General features: G+C 37.6%; 21 protein-coding genes and 1 other annotated feature. All 21 genes read right to left on the reverse strand.

Translation table 11 applies throughout. The features are described from left to right. Window positions 1–15 precede the first annotated feature (15 nt). A complete protein-coding gene (gene tgt / locus BV906_RS01960; protein WP_087971787.1) occupies window positions 16–1,155 on the reverse strand; it encodes a tRNA guanosine(34) transglycosylase Tgt in 1,140 nt (379 codons plus the stop codon). A 16-nt stretch (window positions 1,156–1,171) separates the two neighbouring features. Continuing rightward, window positions 1,172–2,200 (reverse strand): tRNA preQ1(34) S-adenosylmethionine ribosyltransferase-isomerase QueA, encoded by a 1,029-nt coding sequence (gene queA, locus BV906_RS01965; RefSeq protein WP_087971788.1) that lies wholly within the window; start codon window positions 2,198–2,200, stop codon window positions 1,172–1,174. 24 nt (window positions 2,201–2,224) lie between these two features. Then, on the reverse strand, window positions 2,225–2,419 hold the full coding sequence (locus BV906_RS01970; RefSeq protein WP_087971789.1) for a DUF2905 domain-containing protein: 195 nt from the start codon (window positions 2,417–2,419) through the stop codon (window positions 2,225–2,227). A gap of 5 nt (window positions 2,420–2,424) precedes the next feature. Continuing rightward, window positions 2,425–3,426 carry a Holliday junction branch migration DNA helicase RuvB gene (gene ruvB / locus BV906_RS01975; RefSeq protein WP_087971790.1) on the reverse strand — a complete coding sequence of 334 codons (1,002 nt, stop codon included), beginning with the start codon at window positions 3,424–3,426 and terminating at the stop codon, window positions 2,425–2,427. Window positions 3,427–3,443: 17 nt separating this feature from the next. Next, window positions 3,444–4,052: a Holliday junction branch migration protein RuvA gene (gene ruvA / locus BV906_RS01980; protein ID WP_087971791.1), complete on the reverse strand. Its 609-nt coding sequence runs from the start codon at window positions 4,050–4,052 to the stop codon at window positions 3,444–3,446. 164 nt (window positions 4,053–4,216) lie between these two features. Further along, entirely contained in the window at window positions 4,217–4,948 is a 732-nt protein-coding gene (locus BV906_RS01985) for a YebC/PmpR family DNA-binding transcriptional regulator (protein WP_087971792.1), read from the reverse strand. Window positions 4,949–5,037: 89 nt separating this feature from the next. Beyond that, window positions 5,038–5,586 carry a YhcN/YlaJ family sporulation lipoprotein gene (locus tag BV906_RS01990; protein WP_087971793.1) on the reverse strand — a complete coding sequence of 183 codons (549 nt, stop codon included), beginning with the start codon at window positions 5,584–5,586 and terminating at the stop codon, window positions 5,038–5,040. A 70-nt stretch (window positions 5,587–5,656) separates the two neighbouring features. Beyond that, a complete protein-coding gene (gene nadE / locus BV906_RS01995; RefSeq protein WP_087971794.1) occupies window positions 5,657–6,397 on the reverse strand; it encodes an NAD(+) synthase in 741 nt (246 codons plus the stop codon). Window positions 6,398–6,544: 147 nt separating this feature from the next. Next, on the reverse strand, window positions 6,545–7,702 hold the full coding sequence (gene safA, locus BV906_RS02000) for a SafA/ExsA family spore coat assembly protein (RefSeq protein ID WP_087971795.1): 1,158 nt from the start codon (window positions 7,700–7,702) through the stop codon (window positions 6,545–6,547). Between the two features lie 411 nt (window positions 7,703–8,113). Then, window positions 8,114–8,965 (reverse strand): prephenate dehydratase, encoded by an 852-nt coding sequence (pheA, locus tag BV906_RS02005; protein WP_176330241.1) that lies wholly within the window; start codon window positions 8,963–8,965, stop codon window positions 8,114–8,116. Between the two features lie 26 nt (window positions 8,966–8,991). After that, complete coding sequence (obgE, locus tag BV906_RS02010) at window positions 8,992–10,272, reverse strand: GTPase ObgE (RefSeq protein WP_087971796.1); 1,281 nt, start codon at window positions 10,270–10,272, stop codon at window positions 8,992–8,994. Window positions 10,273–10,285: 13 nt separating this feature from the next. Then, window positions 10,286–10,819 carry a Spo0B domain-containing protein gene (locus BV906_RS02015; RefSeq protein WP_176330242.1) on the reverse strand — a complete coding sequence of 178 codons (534 nt, stop codon included), beginning with the start codon at window positions 10,817–10,819 and terminating at the stop codon, window positions 10,286–10,288. A 177-nt stretch (window positions 10,820–10,996) separates the two neighbouring features. Continuing rightward, window positions 10,997–11,287: a 50S ribosomal protein L27 gene (gene rpmA, locus BV906_RS02020; RefSeq protein WP_087971798.1), complete on the reverse strand. Its 291-nt coding sequence runs from the start codon at window positions 11,285–11,287 to the stop codon at window positions 10,997–10,999. Between the two features lie 13 nt (window positions 11,288–11,300). Then, the gene (locus BV906_RS02025; RefSeq protein ID WP_087971799.1) at window positions 11,301–11,630 is read right to left on the reverse strand and encodes a ribosomal-processing cysteine protease Prp; all 330 of its coding nucleotides are present in this window, start codon (window positions 11,628–11,630) and stop codon (window positions 11,301–11,303) included. A gap of 12 nt (window positions 11,631–11,642) precedes the next feature. Next, window positions 11,643–11,951 carry a 50S ribosomal protein L21 gene (gene rplU, locus BV906_RS02030; RefSeq protein WP_087971800.1) on the reverse strand — a complete coding sequence of 103 codons (309 nt, stop codon included), beginning with the start codon at window positions 11,949–11,951 and terminating at the stop codon, window positions 11,643–11,645. A gap of 13 nt (window positions 11,952–11,964) precedes the next feature. Continuing rightward, window positions 11,965–12,035, reverse strand: a sequence feature (ribosomal protein L21 leader region). A gap of 158 nt (window positions 12,036–12,193) precedes the next feature. Then, the gene (locus tag BV906_RS02035) at window positions 12,194–13,054 is read right to left on the reverse strand and encodes a M50 family metallopeptidase (RefSeq protein ID WP_087971801.1); all 861 of its coding nucleotides are present in this window, start codon (window positions 13,052–13,054) and stop codon (window positions 12,194–12,196) included. Continuing rightward, window positions 13,041–13,811 carry a M23 family metallopeptidase gene (locus BV906_RS02040; protein ID WP_087971802.1) on the reverse strand — a complete coding sequence of 257 codons (771 nt, stop codon included), beginning with the start codon at window positions 13,809–13,811 and terminating at the stop codon, window positions 13,041–13,043. The genes BV906_RS02035 and BV906_RS02040 overlap by 14 nt, the downstream gene beginning before the upstream one ends. A gap of 125 nt (window positions 13,812–13,936) precedes the next feature. Beyond that, the gene (minD, locus tag BV906_RS02045) at window positions 13,937–14,737 is read right to left on the reverse strand and encodes a septum site-determining protein MinD (protein WP_087971803.1); all 801 of its coding nucleotides are present in this window, start codon (window positions 14,735–14,737) and stop codon (window positions 13,937–13,939) included. Then, window positions 14,730–15,416, reverse strand: a complete 687-nt coding sequence (minC, locus tag BV906_RS02050) for a septum site-determining protein MinC (protein WP_087971804.1) — start codon at window positions 15,414–15,416, stop codon at window positions 14,730–14,732. The genes minD and minC overlap by 8 nt, the downstream gene beginning before the upstream one ends. A 61-nt stretch (window positions 15,417–15,477) precedes the next feature. Further along, window positions 15,478–16,017, reverse strand: a complete 540-nt coding sequence (gene mreD / locus BV906_RS02055; RefSeq protein WP_087971805.1) for a rod shape-determining protein MreD — start codon at window positions 16,015–16,017, stop codon at window positions 15,478–15,480. Beyond that, window positions 16,017–16,892: a rod shape-determining protein MreC gene (gene mreC, locus BV906_RS02060; protein ID WP_087971806.1), complete on the reverse strand. Its 876-nt coding sequence runs from the start codon at window positions 16,890–16,892 to the stop codon at window positions 16,017–16,019. Before mreC ends, mreD begins: the two co-directional genes overlap by 1 nt. Window positions 16,893–16,898 lie beyond the last annotated feature (6 nt).

The following is a 16,898-nucleotide window of genomic DNA, read 5'->3' on the forward strand; positions in this document are numbered from 1 at the left end:
CACACACCTTTATTTTTAAAAGTTCTTTGGGTTCGGTTTATTCAAACCATATTGCTCAAAGAATAATTCTTTGAAGTCACCAAGCCGATCTTCTTTTATAGCAGTTCGGACTTGCTCCATTAATTTTAACAGAAAATGAAGGTTATGATAAGTCGTAAGTCTGAATCCAAATGTTTCATTGCATTTTACTAAGTGGCGGATATATGCTCTTGTATAATTTTTACATACATGGCAGTCACAATTCTCATCAATTGGACCGAAATCTCTTGCATACTTTGCATTTCTTACAACAAGTCTACCACTAGATGTCATGCATGTACCATTACGTGCAATCCTTGTTGGCAGAACGCAATCAAACATATCAATACCGCGAATGGCACCATCAATTAATGAATCTGGAGAACCTACTCCCATCAGATAACGAGGTTTATTTGCCGGCATTAATGGGGTGGTTGATTCTAAGACGCGATTCATAATATCTTTTGGTTCACCTACTGAAAGTCCACCAATGGCATAACCAGGAAAGTCTAAGGATATAAGATCCTGTGCACTTTGTTTTCTAAGGTCTTCATACTCACCACCCTGAATAATTCCAAATAACCCCTGTACATCTTTTCGTTCATGAGCCTCTAGGCAACGCTCCGCCCAACGGGAAGTCCTCTCGACCGATGACTTCATATAATCATATGTGGCAGGGTATGGAGGACATTCATCAAATGCCATCATAATATCTGACCCGAGTGCATTTTGTATTTGCATCGCCTTTTCCGGTGACAAGAATAACTTATCCCCATTCAAATGGTTACGAAAATGAACTCCCTCTTCTTTTATTTCTCGCATATCACTTAAACTGAAAACCTGAAAACCACCAGAGTCAGTAAGGATGGCGCCATCCCAGTTCATAAACTTATGGAGACCGCCTGCTTCGCGGATAATATCTTCTCCCGGACGCAACCATAAATGATAGGTGTTAGATAAAATTATTTTGGCATCCATTTGATGTAGTTCTTCTGGACTCATCGTTTTCACGGTAGCAAGTGTTCCCACAGGCATAAATGTAGGTGTGTCAAATGAACCATGTGGTGTATGGACTCGTCCGAGTCTTGCACCTGTCTGTTTATCTGTCTTTATTAATTCATATGTTATTGGTGTCATAGTATTCTTACCTCTTTTATAAAATTAACATCGCATCGCCAAAACTGAAGAAACGATATTTTTCTCTTACTGCCTCATTATACGCATCTATTATAGCATCTCTATCCACCAAAGCACTAACAAGCATGATTAATGTTGATTTTGGTAAATGGAAATTTGTAATTAAACCGTCAATTGCTTTAAATTGATATGGTGGAAATATAAAGATATCGGTCCACCCTCTACTTTCTATAAACTTGCCATCGTTGTCCCTGGCTATTGTCTCCAATGTCCTTGTCGATGTTGTCCCAACAGAAATAATTCTGCCTCCAGCTTTTTTCACATTATTTAATGACTCTGCGGTTTCCTCTGTCATATGGTAAAATTCGGAATGCATCTTATGTTCATCGATATCATCTACACTGACAGGTCGGAATGTTCCCAATCCCACGTGCAATGTAATAAAAGAAATCGTTACTCCCATTTCTTTTATTTCTTCCAGAAGTTGCGTCGTGAAGTGTAAACCTGCCGTTGGTGCTGCCGCAGAACCCTCTTCTTTAGCGAAAACGGTTTGATAACGTTCTTTTTCAGGAAGTTGTTCTTTAATATATGGCGGTAATGGCATTTCCCCGAGTTCATCCAATACTTCATAAAAAATTCCTTCATAGGAAAACTTTAATATGCGACCACCATGTTCTTTATGTCCTTTACAAATCGCTTTTAATTTGCCATCACCAAAGAGGAGTTCGGTTCCAATTTTCACCTTTTTCGCTGGTTTTGTAAGAACTTCCCATGTATCCTCCTCTTCTTGATGGAGTAATAATACTTCTATTTTTGCAGCCGTATCAGCTTTTATCCCATATAACCTTGCAGGTAGTACACGCGTGTCATTCAACACAAGACAATCGCCCTTTTTCAAATAACTCTTTAAATCCGAGAAATGATGATGATCCACTTCTTTTGTCTGTCTATCCAAGACAAGTAATCTGGATGCTGTCCGATCTTTTAATGGGGTTTGAGCAATAAGCTCATCTGGTAAATTAAAATTAAAATCCTCAATATTCATGATGATGAATCTCCTATCTATAACTTAACGAAAAAATCTTCCAAAAATAAAATATAGCAGCGAGAGTATTATACTGACAATGATCGAAGTCATAATCGGAAAATAAAAGGTAACGTTTCCCTTTTTAAAAGTAAGATCACCAGGTATTTTCCCAATAAACGTCCATATGAAACCAATAATGAGAAATACAATACCCAGTATAATAAAAAGCTTACCCATATTCATTACTCCCCATGCCTTTTTACTCCAAAATGCTGATATGCTTTTGGTGTTACAATCCTTCCTCTTGGCGTTCGCTGAATAAAACCGATTTGCAGAAGATATGGCTCATATACATCTTCAATCGTTTGAGATTCCTCACCAATTGTCGCAGCAATCGTATCAAGACCAACCGGGCCACCCTGGAACCCATCAATCATTCCTCTTAAAATTTTATGATCAATGTGATCTAAACCAGCATCATCTACTTGGAGCATTTCTAGAGCTATATCCGTTGTTTCCAAACTAATTTCGGTTTCCCCTTTAACTTGGGAAATATCACGGATTCGCTTCAGCAATCTATTTGCAATTCTCGGGGTTCCCCTTGACCTGCGCGCAACTTCTATTGCAGCCTCTTCTGTTATACTTGTATCAAAGATTTCTGCAGTTCTTTCCACAATCGAGCATAGATCATTCACCTCATAAAACTCCAGTCTGCTAAGTACACCAAATCTATCCCGTAGTGGTGCAGTCAAAAGGCCTGCCCTTGTCGTTGCACCGACAAGTGTAAAAGGTGGTAAATCAATTCTTACCGATCTAGCACTTGGTCCGGTTCCGATAACAATATCGATGAAGAAGTCCTCCATTGCAGGATAGAGCACTTCTTCTACTGACCTCGGCAAACGGTGTACCTCATCGATAAACAAAACGTCACCAGGCTCAAGGGATGACAAGATAGCAGCAAGATCTCCAGCACGTTCGATGACCGGACCAGATGTAGATCTGAAATTAACGCCCATCTCATTTGCTATGATTGCTGCCAGGGTTGTTTTACCCAACCCAGGTGGTCCATATAGCAATACATGGTCCAGCGGTTCTTCGCGCATTTTTGCTGCTTGAATAAAAATGCTGAGATTATCTTTCACCTTGTGCTGGCCAATATATTGATGAAGTCTTGTCGGACGAAGACTTAGTTCAATCGTTGTATCATCCTCCTGTAATTCACCAGTTACCATGCGCTCTTCCATTAGCTGTCACCCCTATCCTAATTTCTAACAAGCAACCCTAATGCTTTCCGAATAATTTCATCTGTATTGGAAATATTTTCCTTTTTCAGCATTGGCATAATATTTTTAACTTCTCGATCTGTATATCCTAATGCTTTAAGTGCCTCTTCGGCCTCTTTGAAAGCTTCGGAAGAATTTAATTCACTACCTGAGGATTCTTGCTCTGTGTCTGTACTTATTGAGAATACATTCGTCAATTTCCCTTTAAGGTCAAGAATAATCTGTCTCGCTGTCTTCTTACCGACACCAGGAAAACTAGTAAGAAATTTATCATCTTCCTGTTCAATTGCAGAAACAAAGCCTGCTATCTCAACCCCAGAGAGAATTGCCAAGGCACCTTTTGGACCAATTCCCGAAACTGAAATCAACTTTTTAAATAAATACTTTTCATCTTCATTTTTAAACCCGTATAGAACTTGATGATCTTCACGAACGTAGTGATATGTATTAATTAGTATCTCTTTATTTAATGATGATTGAAAGGCAAAGGGATTTGGGCATAAAAGTTCATATCCAACACCATGCACATCAACAATAACGGAATCATCCTGTATCGTTACTAGATGACCTTTAATATATGCTATCATGCAATCATTCCTTCACTTATTTTAACATAGATATAAATTTTACAAAACTTGGCATTCGCTATTGGTAAGTGGATGCCTGTTACAGAAAGAAATATGGATATATTTCTTTACAGCAAATAATAAACTTCTATTCCTTGCTAAAGAATAGAAGTTTATGTGACATTTTAGTTAGATTCTTCTAAATTATGATGGATGTCCTGTACATCTTCACTTTCTTCCAATGTATCAATTAAATTCATCATTTTTTCTTCATCTTCTTCACTGAGCTGATTATAGTTTTGTGGTATGAGTGTTACCTCTCCATCAGCGATTTCATATCCATTAGCTGTTAGATGATCAACTGCCTCCTGAAAGTTATCAGGCTCTGTATAAAGTTCATATGCATCTTCCTGGTTTACTATATCCTCAACACCAGCTTCGAGTGCATCTAATGTAATCGTATCTTCATCAGTGGAGCCATCAGCATTTTCAATGACGATATAACCCTTACGATTAAACATAAAGGATACACTGCCATTTTCCCCAAGGTTTCCACCATTTTTTTTAAAAGCATGTCTAATGTCGGCAGCAGTTCTATTTTTATTATCTGTTAAGACATGAACGATAACAGCTACACCACCTGGACCATAACCTTCATACGTGATTTCCTCATATGTCGCACCATCTAGCGTACCTGTTGCCTTCTTAATATTTCTGTCAATATTATCATTTGGCATATTATCAGCTTTTGCCTTTTCCACTGCAGCCCGGAGTGCTGCATTCGTGCCAAGGTCATCCCCACCTTGTTTTGCTGCAATATATATATCTTTAGCATGCCGCATAAAGATTTTACCTTTTTTGGCATCCTGTGCATTTTTTCTTTTCTGTATATTTTTCCACTTAGAATGACCAGCCATTAGTGGTCCTCCTCTCAAGCAATTCTTCATTAACTATATCAAAAAATACAATTTGGGAAAAGGGATAACCTTTTAGCTCCTCGGCTCTTTTAATTCATATGAAAAAATTCCTCCATAAAGTTAGTTGTATCTTCATCCATGTCTTCAGATTGTATCCTGGAATCAAAATTTTTCATGCGATCCCATTGCACATCATCTGTATAGACAATGACCTCTTTGTCGCTCGCAGGAACTATTTCCTTCACTTCCGCTTCAATATCATCCGCGATTTCTCGGTCTAAATTCTCACGAAGCATGACTGCCACAATAATGCGATCATCTGTTGATGCAACCTGTGCTTGAATAATATCCTTTTGCTTTACCAGTTCCTCCATAATACGAATCGATTCCTCATTGGTAAAAGCATCCGAATACTCGCTGAAATCAGATGAATTGACCCCTCTTTGTTTACTTTGTGGATAACCGCCTTGTTCTCCAATTGAAGGACCTTGCCTATCATAGATATCCCTTGTTTTCTCATCAAAGTGCATTGGCTGTACAGCGCCACCGTTAGGCTGTTCCGATGTTTCCTGTTCTCCCCCGTTACAAGCAGCCATAACAAAAATCATAAAAATGAAAAGCATTAAGTTTTTCAGCATAAATTAAACCTCCTTTATACATAGTTTGTATAGAGGAGGTCTAAATACACAGTTAAATTAAGGTAATAAATCAATTTCTGTTATACTGTGGCAGTGCATTCCGCTTATGCGCAGAGCGGCGATGGAGATTCTCAATAATCTCTTTGTCTTTCTCAGCAATTTCATTTCCTTTTAGATATGCATCTATTGTATTGTAAGAAACACCCATTTCCGCTTCATCTGTTTGATTATCCCATAGATCAGCACTTGGTTTCTTAGAAACAATTTGTTCGGGAACTTCGAGATACTTGGCCATTTCTCTGACTTCTGTTTTTGTATATTCAACGAGAGGCAGTATATCCACACCACCATCACCATATTTAGTAAAGTAACCCGTATACCATTCAGAAGCATTATCTGTTCCTACAACCATATAATTATAATTAGTGGCCAATGTATATAATGTGCTCATACGAAGTCTTGCCCTTAAGTTTGCACCCGCAAGACGGTCATTCGTTTCATTTAATTCATTTTTTTCTTTTAAGCCAGTTTGAATTTGATTATACATAATTTGATGTGTATCCGTGAGGTCAACGATCATCGATTCAATTCCAGACTTTTCAATTACATTTTTTGCATCAACCATATTTGCCTCAGATGTATTAATTGGCATCATCACACCAAGAGAGTTATCGGGACATGCCTGTTTAATTAAATTGGCAACTACTGCAGAATCAAGTCCTCCACTTACACCGACAAGCAAGCCATCCACGTTTGCCTGTTGTACTTGATTCTGCAGCCAATCAACGATTGCGTTTACTTCCTTTTCCATTTAAATCTTTCCTCCAGTTATTGCGATTTATTTTTAATTCTAACATTGTTTACCCCTTATTCAAAAAAAAATGTGTCTTGAGGGTTAAAACAACTTAAATAAAACCACAAAAAAAAAGAGACGGGTTAATTCGCCTCTTTTGTTCAATTATTCATCTTGTTTGTCATCACCATTATCTGTGCTTAATTCCCTAAAATTTGGTAATGATGGTGGATTTGGATAAAAATCTCCATCCTCTTGCATATTTCCAAACTGCGATGGATACATCCCACCCCCACTAGACAGCTCTGGCATTCCTTCTGGCCTCATATGTGTATTTGATTCCATTTGCTGATTTGGATATTGGTTCATCTGCTGATTTGGATATTGGTTCATCTGCTGACTTGGATATGGGTCCATTTGCTGATTTGGATATTGGTTCATCTGCTGACTTGGATATGGGTCCATTTGCTGATTTGGATATTGGTTCATCTGCTGACTTGGATATGGGTCCATTTGCTGACTTGGATATTGGTTCATCTGCTGACTTGGATATTGGTTCATCTGCTGACTTGGATATGGGTCCATTTGCTGATTTGGATATGGAATCATTTGACCTCCCCCACATCCACAATCAGGTTTTGGTTTCTCTACAGGTGGCGCAAATGCTGGTGCCATCTGTCCGCCAAAATGATTTGAAGAATGATGGCATGGCATCGGCATCGGTTGGCAACATGGTGGCTGAAAATGATGACAGCATACAGGTACCATTGGAGCATATGAAGGCTGCATCATTGGCTGATGATGAATTGGCGGCTCATGTACTGGAGCATGCTGTATTGGCTGTAATGGTTGAATTGGTTGATGAATCGGTTTTTGTTTAACTGGCTGTGGTTTGTATTCTTTCTTTACTTCCTTTTTCTCCTCTTTGACAGGGTGCGGTTTCATTTGTGGCATCTGCGGGAAGTTTATTGTTGTATATTGGTTAATATCCTGATCCAAAATCGGCATTTGCGGCATAGCAGGAACCGGCATTTCCGGTGTTACAGGTTTCTGGACTTTATGATCATCTTCTTGAATTGCTGCGATAGGCTTTGGTGAAGTATCCTTATATGGCTTGACGGTTTCCTTCTTTGTTTCCTTTTTTGCAATGGTTTCTTTTTTAACAGCTTTAGACGAACCTGGCACTTTAATTTTCATTCCTGGCATAATCATATCAGGACTTGATAGCTGTGTATTCATTGCTTTTAGTTCTTCAAAATCTACTCCATACATTTTAGAGATTTCCCACAACGTATCCCCTTTTTGAACAATGTGTATTTTCAAAGTGATTCATGCTCCTTTCATTGCATAAAATTCTGGGCTAATTACTCTATATCAGCATATGCATAGAAAGAAAAAAAGTTGCCCACCATTTTTAAAATCTCTTCTGGTGGACTAGAAAAGGAAGAGAGAAAACCGCCCATTAAGCTTTTACGCCATGGACGGTTTATTGTTAAATATTGGTTGTTTTCTAGAAGATTGCACTGCACACTACTTGTCTCTTCTAAATAATTGTTGTTTTTGCCACAAAGTCTATAAACTGCGACATAACTTCTATTTAATCTTGATCTGTAATACTAATAATGGAAACAATTTACTTAGGCATCCGCCCAGAGCGTTCCCAGACGGGAGCAGTGTGCAGCCTCAATTCTTTTCGGCAGACGAGTAACCGCCATTCTAACCATAATCAAGTACCTAGATATTCAAATGATATACAGGATATGTTCCAAGAATGGTCACTTTACATCCTAGTGATTCCAGCTCCGCCTTAACTCCTGGGAATAACACATCATCATATGACTGGTCCACGTCGATAATGAAGAAGTAATTTCCTAAACCAGTTTTCGTTGGACGAGATTCTATTTTAGATAAATTCATTTTTCTCCATGCGAATGCAGATAATATTTGATGCAATGCACCAGCCTGATCACTTGGTAATGAAATCAGTACAGTTGTTTTTTCCAGCAGAACCGGATGATTTATCACAACAGAATCTTTGTTCTTCGTTAATACGAGAAAACGTGTATGGTTGTTCGGATAGTCATGAATATTTTCCTTCAATATCCGTAAACCATATTCCTCGGCAGCGACTGTGTTTCCGATTGCTGCGATTGGTTCTTTACTCTCACTTATATATTCTGCCGCTTTCCCAGTAGATGAGGAGAAAACCATTTTACTATCTTCTAAATGCTGATGTAAGTACTGGTGGCACTGTGCGATTGCATGACTATGTGAGTGTACTTCTGCAATATCTGATAGCTCACCAGAAAAGTCAGCTCTTACAAGCAAATGCTGCTGTATGGGAACTACGATTTCAGCTGCAACTGGAATTCTTACTCGGTGAACGAGATAATCCACAGTCAATTGGACCGTACCTTCTATTGCGTTTTCTAAAGGAACAACCCCAATATCAATATCCCCTTTGTCAACAGCATCAATACATTCTGGAATTGTTTTAAATCCTTTTGTCATTTCTTGATTGAAAGCAGTGTCAACTGCAAGTTTTGTGAAAGTCCCCTTTGGACCTAAATAACCAATAGTAATCAAAACTTTCCCTCTCCCTCATCATTTATCTATTCAATAAATTCAAATTCATATTGCAGCAGACGAATCGTATCCCCATCTTTTGCTCCTCGTTCTCTTAGTGCTTTATCTACACCCATCCCACGCATTTGCCTAGCAAAACGCTGGGATGCCTGATCGTGTTGAAAATCAGTCATTTTGAAAAGTTTCTCAATCTTTTGACCATACAGTACATATGCACCGTCTGGATCCCTTGAAATCTGAAATGGTGCTTCTTCTTTTTGATAACGGTATACGACCGTTTCATCTGTATCATCTAATTCAGTCGTTATTTTCGGAATAGAATCCAATGCATCTGCTATGGCAAAAAGAATTTCTCGCAACCCTTCTTTTGTAAGTGCAGATATTTCATACACTGGGTGCTCTTCATCAAGTTGCTCCTTGAATAGTTCCAGATTTTCTTTTGCACTAGGCATGTCCATCTTATTAGCTGCAATAATTTGAGGACGTTTCATTAAAGTTTCATCATAGTCCATAAGTTCTTTGTTGATCTTCACATAATCATCATATGGATCCCGGCCTTCTATACTTGCCATGTCAATAACATGAACAATTACCCTTGTACGTTCAACATGACGCAGAAATTGATGTCCAAGACCAACACCTTCTGATGCACCCTCAATTAAACCTGGAAGATCCGCCATCACAAAACTTCGTTGATCACTTGTATCAACAACACCAAGGTTAGGAGATAATGTTGTAAAGTGATAATCGGCGATTTTAGGTTTCGCTGCGCTCACTACAGAAATGAAGGTTGACTTACCGACACTTGGGAATCCAACGAGACCCACATCTGCAATCAGCTTCAGTTCCACTTTTATATTTTTCTCCTGACCTGGTTCACCATTCTCTGCTATATCTGGTGCAGGATTATTAGGTGTAGCGAAACGAGTATTTCCGCGACCGCCTCTGCCTCCTTTAGAAATAACAGCTTGCTGTTCATGTACTAATAAATCTGCAATTACTTCACCGGAATCTTCATCGAAAACGGTCGTCCCAGGGGGAACGGAAACTATTAAAGGCGAAGCATTTTTTCCGTGTTGGGTTTTACTCATCCCATTTTCTCCACGTTGCCCTTTATAATGACGGTTATAACGAAGATCCATCAAGGTATTTAGCCCTTCATCCACTTTAAATATTACATCTGCGCCATTTCCGCCATCCCCACCAGCAGGACCACCAAAGGGAATATATTTCTCTCTTCTATAGGCAACGAGACCATTACCCCCGTCACCAGCTTTCACATATACACTGACCTGATCTACAAACATTCATTTCACCTCATTATTGACATGGTACCGAAAAACTAAAGATTAAACCATTGTTTGTACTCTCGATGTCAATTTCCTTATTTACATTTCTATATTTCATATTACCCGAAATAATTTGTTCTATTTGAGTATCGCCCTCAATGGAAAGATTAACTGTGACCAAAGACAAGCTTGGTATTTCATTTAATTCGAGCTTTACTTCATAAAGAACTTGCGGATCCAGTTCTTCCATACAGAGCTCCATAATTTCCTGGCACTGTCCTACTAATATAGAATCCGAAATATGCATACTTTTATACTCTGCATGAATATTATATGTTAACCGGAAATTTTTAAATGTAGTATTGAATTCAAGAATCCAGAGCATAAAAGAAGGCACATTCAAATCCATTAATTTACGTTCTTCTTTGTAAAAGTCTACAACTTCACTAAGTTTTTCTTCTGCTTGATTGGCCTTTCCCATACTTAAATAACCTTGTACTATCTGCAGTCGATTCATTAAATCATGGCGATAATGCTGCAGAACACGAATAATATACTCATCCATTACGATCCACCCCATCATGCTCCAAATTATAGCAGAAATTAATCAAAAGCGGAAGCGACTGTTCAGTAACGCTACATAAGCTAAGATCCGAAGTGCATGAGTAGATTTTGTTCGTCAAATATTAATTCCATATAAAAACTCCAGCCAACGAGTTGGCTGGAGTTTTTATAAAATTTATTATGCTTCTTGTGCAACTGGGTATACACTTACTTTTTTACGATCTCTACCATAGCGTTCGAATTTCACAACACCATCAATTTTAGAGAAAAGTGTGTCATCTCCACCGCGACCAACATTTTCACCCGGATAGATTTTAGTACCGCGTTGGCGATATAAAATAGAACCTCCAGTTACAAACTGACCATCGGCACGTTTTGAACCAAGACGTTTGGATTCAGAATCACGACCGTTTTTTGTACTACCTGCACCTTTTTTAGTTGCAAAAAATTGCAAATCAAGACGTATCATGGACTACACCTCCTTATTTATTTTTTATTTTAATAAATTCGCTATATTCAAGTTCAATGGATTTTAATGATATAAGCATTCCCTCAAACAAAAGCTGTACTTCAGCCATTGTTTCAGATTGAATATGATCTGGCAACTTTACAGATAAATAGCCACCATCTCCGCCTTGTTCAATCTCCAGGTTTGTTTCACATAATTCCATCACTGCATTAATCGCACCAATTGATACAGCGGATACGCCTGCACATACAAGATCATAGCCATATGGGCCACTATCTGCATGTCCAGATAATTCAAATGATGTAATTTGAGTTTCTAATCGATATACAGTTACCTGAATCATAATCCAAAACCTTTATGCATTGATTTTATCAATCACTAATTTCGTATATGGCTGACGATGGCCTTGTGTACGATGATAGTTTTTTCTGCGTTTGTATTTGAAAACTGTAATTTTTTTCTGACGGCCTTGTTTTTCAACTTTAGCAGTAACAGTAGCACCATCAACGTATGGAGCACCAACTTTAACATCATCTCCACCAACGAAAAGCACTTTGTCAAATGTTACAGATTCACTAGCTTCTGCAGTCACTTTTTCTACATAAATTTCTTGACCTTCAACAACTTTAACTTGTTTACCGCCTGTTTCAATAATTGCGTACATACTTGCACCTCCTTAATAGACTCAGACTCGCCATACAGGTACCCCGAAAAGTTTAAAACCTGTTCTGCGCGGTTGTAGCACGGGTGCTACGATGAATAACGGATTAATAATATCATGTTTTCTCATAAACTGTCAAGCATGATTTTTTTTTAGCAGTTTAGAAAGTATAAATACTTTCTTACTGCATATGTGCAACTAAGGTTGTCACATAAAAGTTTGGTGACAACCAAGTTTTCTAATAACTATTTATAAAAAAATGTTTCCCCAATTGTTTGATTATAGTCCTTTTGATAAAAAAAGTTTTGCAGACAGTCATTCTCATCTACTGCTTTACGCTCATTTTCAGGATAAATGATGTAGATTGGATGCTTCTTCTCTCTTCTGAACAGTGAAAAAACTTCTAAAAATGTACTGTCTGATGAGACGCGGAGCGGAACCACACCATTAATCGTAGACTCACCGTCATACCTTTTTAATAGAAAGCGCATAAATACATAGAAGCGTTGTTTCCAGTCTGCCCTGTTTTCCATAAAAAGAAATATCCAGATAAAAAAGGTACTTAATGTAAAAGGAAAATACAAGAGTTGGATGCAAAGGATACAAAGAATGGTAATCATCGAAAATAGAATTGTAAAATGATAGGATTTCTTATATGGGAAGTAGGATGAAACGAATAATAGAAGTAGCTTCCCACCATCTAATGGCCATATAGGAATTAAATTAAAAATAAGTAATACCGTATTATAGTAAAGAACCAGTTCCAATACGGATACAGGCAGTATTTGAAACGTTTCTGCTAAAAAGCAAAAGAAGTAAATGATAAAATGCTGAAATGGTCCAGCAATGGTAACAAGTACTTCTTCTTTTATTGGTTTATTCCCATGTTCATCCGTGTCCATTACCCCACCAAAAACCCAAAGCACAATATTCTTTATTCTCCATTTCAGAAATTTGGCAGCTGCAAAATGTCCCATCTCATGAAACAAAACGAGTGAAAAAATAATAAATAGTTCTAAAAATGTACCTGTAAGAAAGGAAATAATAATGAATATATATAGTACAGGATGGATGTGTATGCTTGGCAAATAATTAATTGGGTTCATCAACTGGAATCACCTGGACAGGATCAATATAATCATTATCTTTTGTTATAGAAAAATACACAGTTTCATTTTCTACACTCGGAACAAAGCTTCCTAATAGTTGATTCCCCGAGATAAATTGATATAGATGGACATCGATAGTGCTGAGGTTTCCATAGTTGGAAACGGAACCATCTGAATGTTGAACAGTTACAGTTTTATTTGTTATTTTATCATTTCCTGCAAAAATGACTACTCCTTCACGGATAGACGATACGTTTGCAGTATCACCAGGACTAATCATTATCCCTGTTCCATTTGCCTGAAACGTTTCCGTGATGTTTCCTGTGACAGGAAGCGCAATTTCCTGATTATGATCCAATTGTGCAATCGAATTTGGCGAAAGGGATAATGGCTGGCCAAATGTTTCTTTATACCAAACATTTACTTTTGCAAAAGGAAATTCATTCGTTAAAACCTGGCTTGTCCATTCCTTAGGCTTATGGAGAAAGTCAGAATCTGTTTGCCAAATCAATGCTGTCCCTAAGAAAAGCATCACAGACAACACACCCTTTACAACGATTCCTGTAACTGCCTTTTTCTTATTACGTTCTCTTGGTTTACCACTACCTTCAAATACTGGATAATAACCATGTTTCTCTTCAATTTCAGGAAAGGGTGGAAGTGGTTGTTTAATACTTCCCTTTACTGGATTTACTCCACGATCTTTTTTACGCTGTTCAATAGACTTTCGAATTTTCCTAATATCTTTGTCCATTTTCCTCACATTCCTTTAGTTTGTTTGTACATATATATGTACACTAGGAATAATGTATGAACAAAAAGACGTAACAAAATGAGAATTTCGTTACATCTTAAGGTGATAATTACAGTTTTTTAATGTTATGCACGCATACCAATAAATCTTTTCAATCTTTTCAGTACACCTTTATCATCTTCAAGTGATTGTAATGGAACAGTTTCACCTAATATTCTTCTAGCAATATTTCGGTATGCAATGGAAGCCTTTGAATTTGGGGTGAGTGCAATTGGCTCTCCTTTATTGGATGCTTTAATCACTTCATCATCATCAACAACAATACCGATTAAATCAATGGATAGTAACTGTACAATATCATCAACATCAATCATATCACCATTTTTCATCATATGGTTTCGGATACGATTGATTACTAATCTAGGAGACTCTTTCATCTCTTCCTTTTCCAGTAAACCTACAATCCGATCTGCATCACGCACACTTGATTTCTCCGGGGTTGTTACAACGATTGCTCTATCTGCTCCAGATATTGCATTCTGAAACCCTTGCTCAATTCCAGCTGGACAATCAATAATAATATAATCATACTCTTGTTTCAATTCAGCAACAATTTCCCTCATTCCATCGGTTGTTACCGCCGTTTTATCACTCGTTTGTGCTGCAGGTAGCAAAGCTAAATAATCGAACCGCTTATCTTTAATGAGTGCTTGTTTTAATTTACAGCGTCCTTGAATAACATCTACAATATCGTATATGATTCTATTTTCCAGACCCATCACGACATCAAGATTTCTCAAACCAATATCCGTATCAATCAAACATACTTTTTTATCCATCAGTGCCAAAGCGGTTCCAATATTTGCAGATGTCGTTGTTTTACCGACGCCACCTTTTCCAGAAGTAATAACAATTGCTTCACCCATTATTCATTCTCCTTTCAAATCCGCTTATTTCCCTACGTTTGCGTGAAAGAACCTTTAACGAATCGATAATAATTTTATCCTGTTGCCCATCTATAAACCCACATTCCATATAAACGCCATCCGATTCATAATCAGGTGCACGACTTATGTAATCTGCAATACGAAGCTGTGTTGGTTTCATATATGAGGCTACTATGAAAGAATCATGATCTCCTTCAAAACCTGCATGTGCAATTCCAAATAAATTTCCGAGAATATAAATATTTCCGGTGGAGATAACTTTTCCACCGGGATTCACATCTCCAATTAATAGAAGATCACCCTTGATTTCCAGTACCTGACCAGATCTTACAATTTGATTAACTGCTTTTATCTCACTATCTTCTTGCCATTTCAATGCATCTTCTATTCTAATAAGCTCTGATTCAATCGAATCTATTTTAAAACGATTGTCCACACTGACAACCCTTCTTAATTCGTTTTCTTGTTCTTCCGTTAAATACCTATTCCCTAATTTAACTTTTACAGAAACGATTGGTTCATCTCTTCTTGGTTTGCTTGCCATCATTTTTTCATGAAGTTCTTTCATTGCATCACGATATGTTGCCGATTCTTCAATAAATAAACTAAGTCCCTCTCTTGTTCCTTTTATTGTAATTATCTGTTTTTTGTCTTGCACAGCAAGTTCACCTCATTAAATTGACCTAACGCTTTTATGTAGGTACACCATGAACGTATCTTCACAGCGTACTTTTCCCAGACAGTTGTTCCCATTGCCACCTAGCAAGCCGTTTGGCACAAAAAGGATATAAAAGTAATATAAATACGATATTTGACAAAATAGTCGGCAACATGCGGCCGAGTGTATAATCTTGAAAAACCATGTCCACAATTCCTACCGAAGTATAAATCAAGTATATAAAAAGATCTGCCAAGAGTACACCAACAGTTCCCAATAACACTACTACATAAAAGTTCCCTTGTAAGATTTTCTTTAAACCATGAACAATATAAATGGCTAATCCATAGGAAAACATATACACACCAAGTACCCCTGTATATACAACATCAATAAGCAGACCAAAAAGCAATGCATAACCAATAGAGTAGTATGTATAATCTTTATCATAAAAAATAGCCATGTATACTAAAAAGGCAAACACCCAATGTGGTACGATCATTAGGTTACCCATCACAAGATTAGATGGCAACAATTCTAATGCCGCACCTTCCAGAATGGTTAACAGAAAAAGGATGAGAGGGAAAAATAAACGTTTCATTACTCCTCTTCCTCCTCAGTATTGCTTTCTTCAGTTTCAGTAAGAGCACGATCAACAACGATTACATTCCGCAAATCATATATATCTGCGGCAGGCTCAACCATCGCAATACGTGTCAGGCCATATTGATCCGATACTACTTCCTTGACTGTTCCGATAGCCAATCCTTTTGGGAATTCTCCACCAAGTTCAGAAGAGACAACCAATTCTCCTTCTTCCAGATCTTTATCTGACTCTTCAATAATCCTGAAGAGTAGCGAGTTAGATTCTTGGTCAAAGCCTTCAATCATACCGAATATATCACGTTCTTCTCGTGATATGGTTGCCGAGATCCGGTTGTATTGGTCAAAACCAGTCAGAAGCTGTACATTAGAAGTGAATTCAGATGTACTTTTAATTTTTCCAACCATTCCTTCTGCAGTAATGACAATCATATTGGAACGGACACCATCCTGCTCCCCTTTATTAATGGTCACTTGTTCCACCCATCGTTCTGGTGACCTGGATACAACAGTAGCCTGGATTGGATCGTAATCTCTGACTGTTTCCGTAATACCAAGCAAATCATTAAGTTCTTCATTTTCCTCTTTAATATCCTGTACTTCATAAATGAGACTCTTGTATTGGGATAGTTGTTCATTCAGCAGCTGGTTCTCTTCATATGTGTTTTTGAAATCTTTTACATTTGTCACAATATCTGTGATAAAGGTAACGGGTGTGTGAATGACATTCTGTGTCCATCCAACAGTGTCATTCACAAATTTTTCAACGGCTGTTAAGTTTTCTCTATCTTTTAATGAAAAACCTATTAAAGCTACCAATACGATAAAGCCAATCAGTAGAATAAATAATCTTTTATTACGAAAAAAATGCATAAAAAC

It is taken from the genome of Oceanobacillus rekensis (assembly GCF_002153375.1).
GTDB classification, from domain to species: Bacteria; Bacillota; Bacilli; order Bacillales; family Amphibacillaceae; genus Oceanobacillus; species Oceanobacillus rekensis.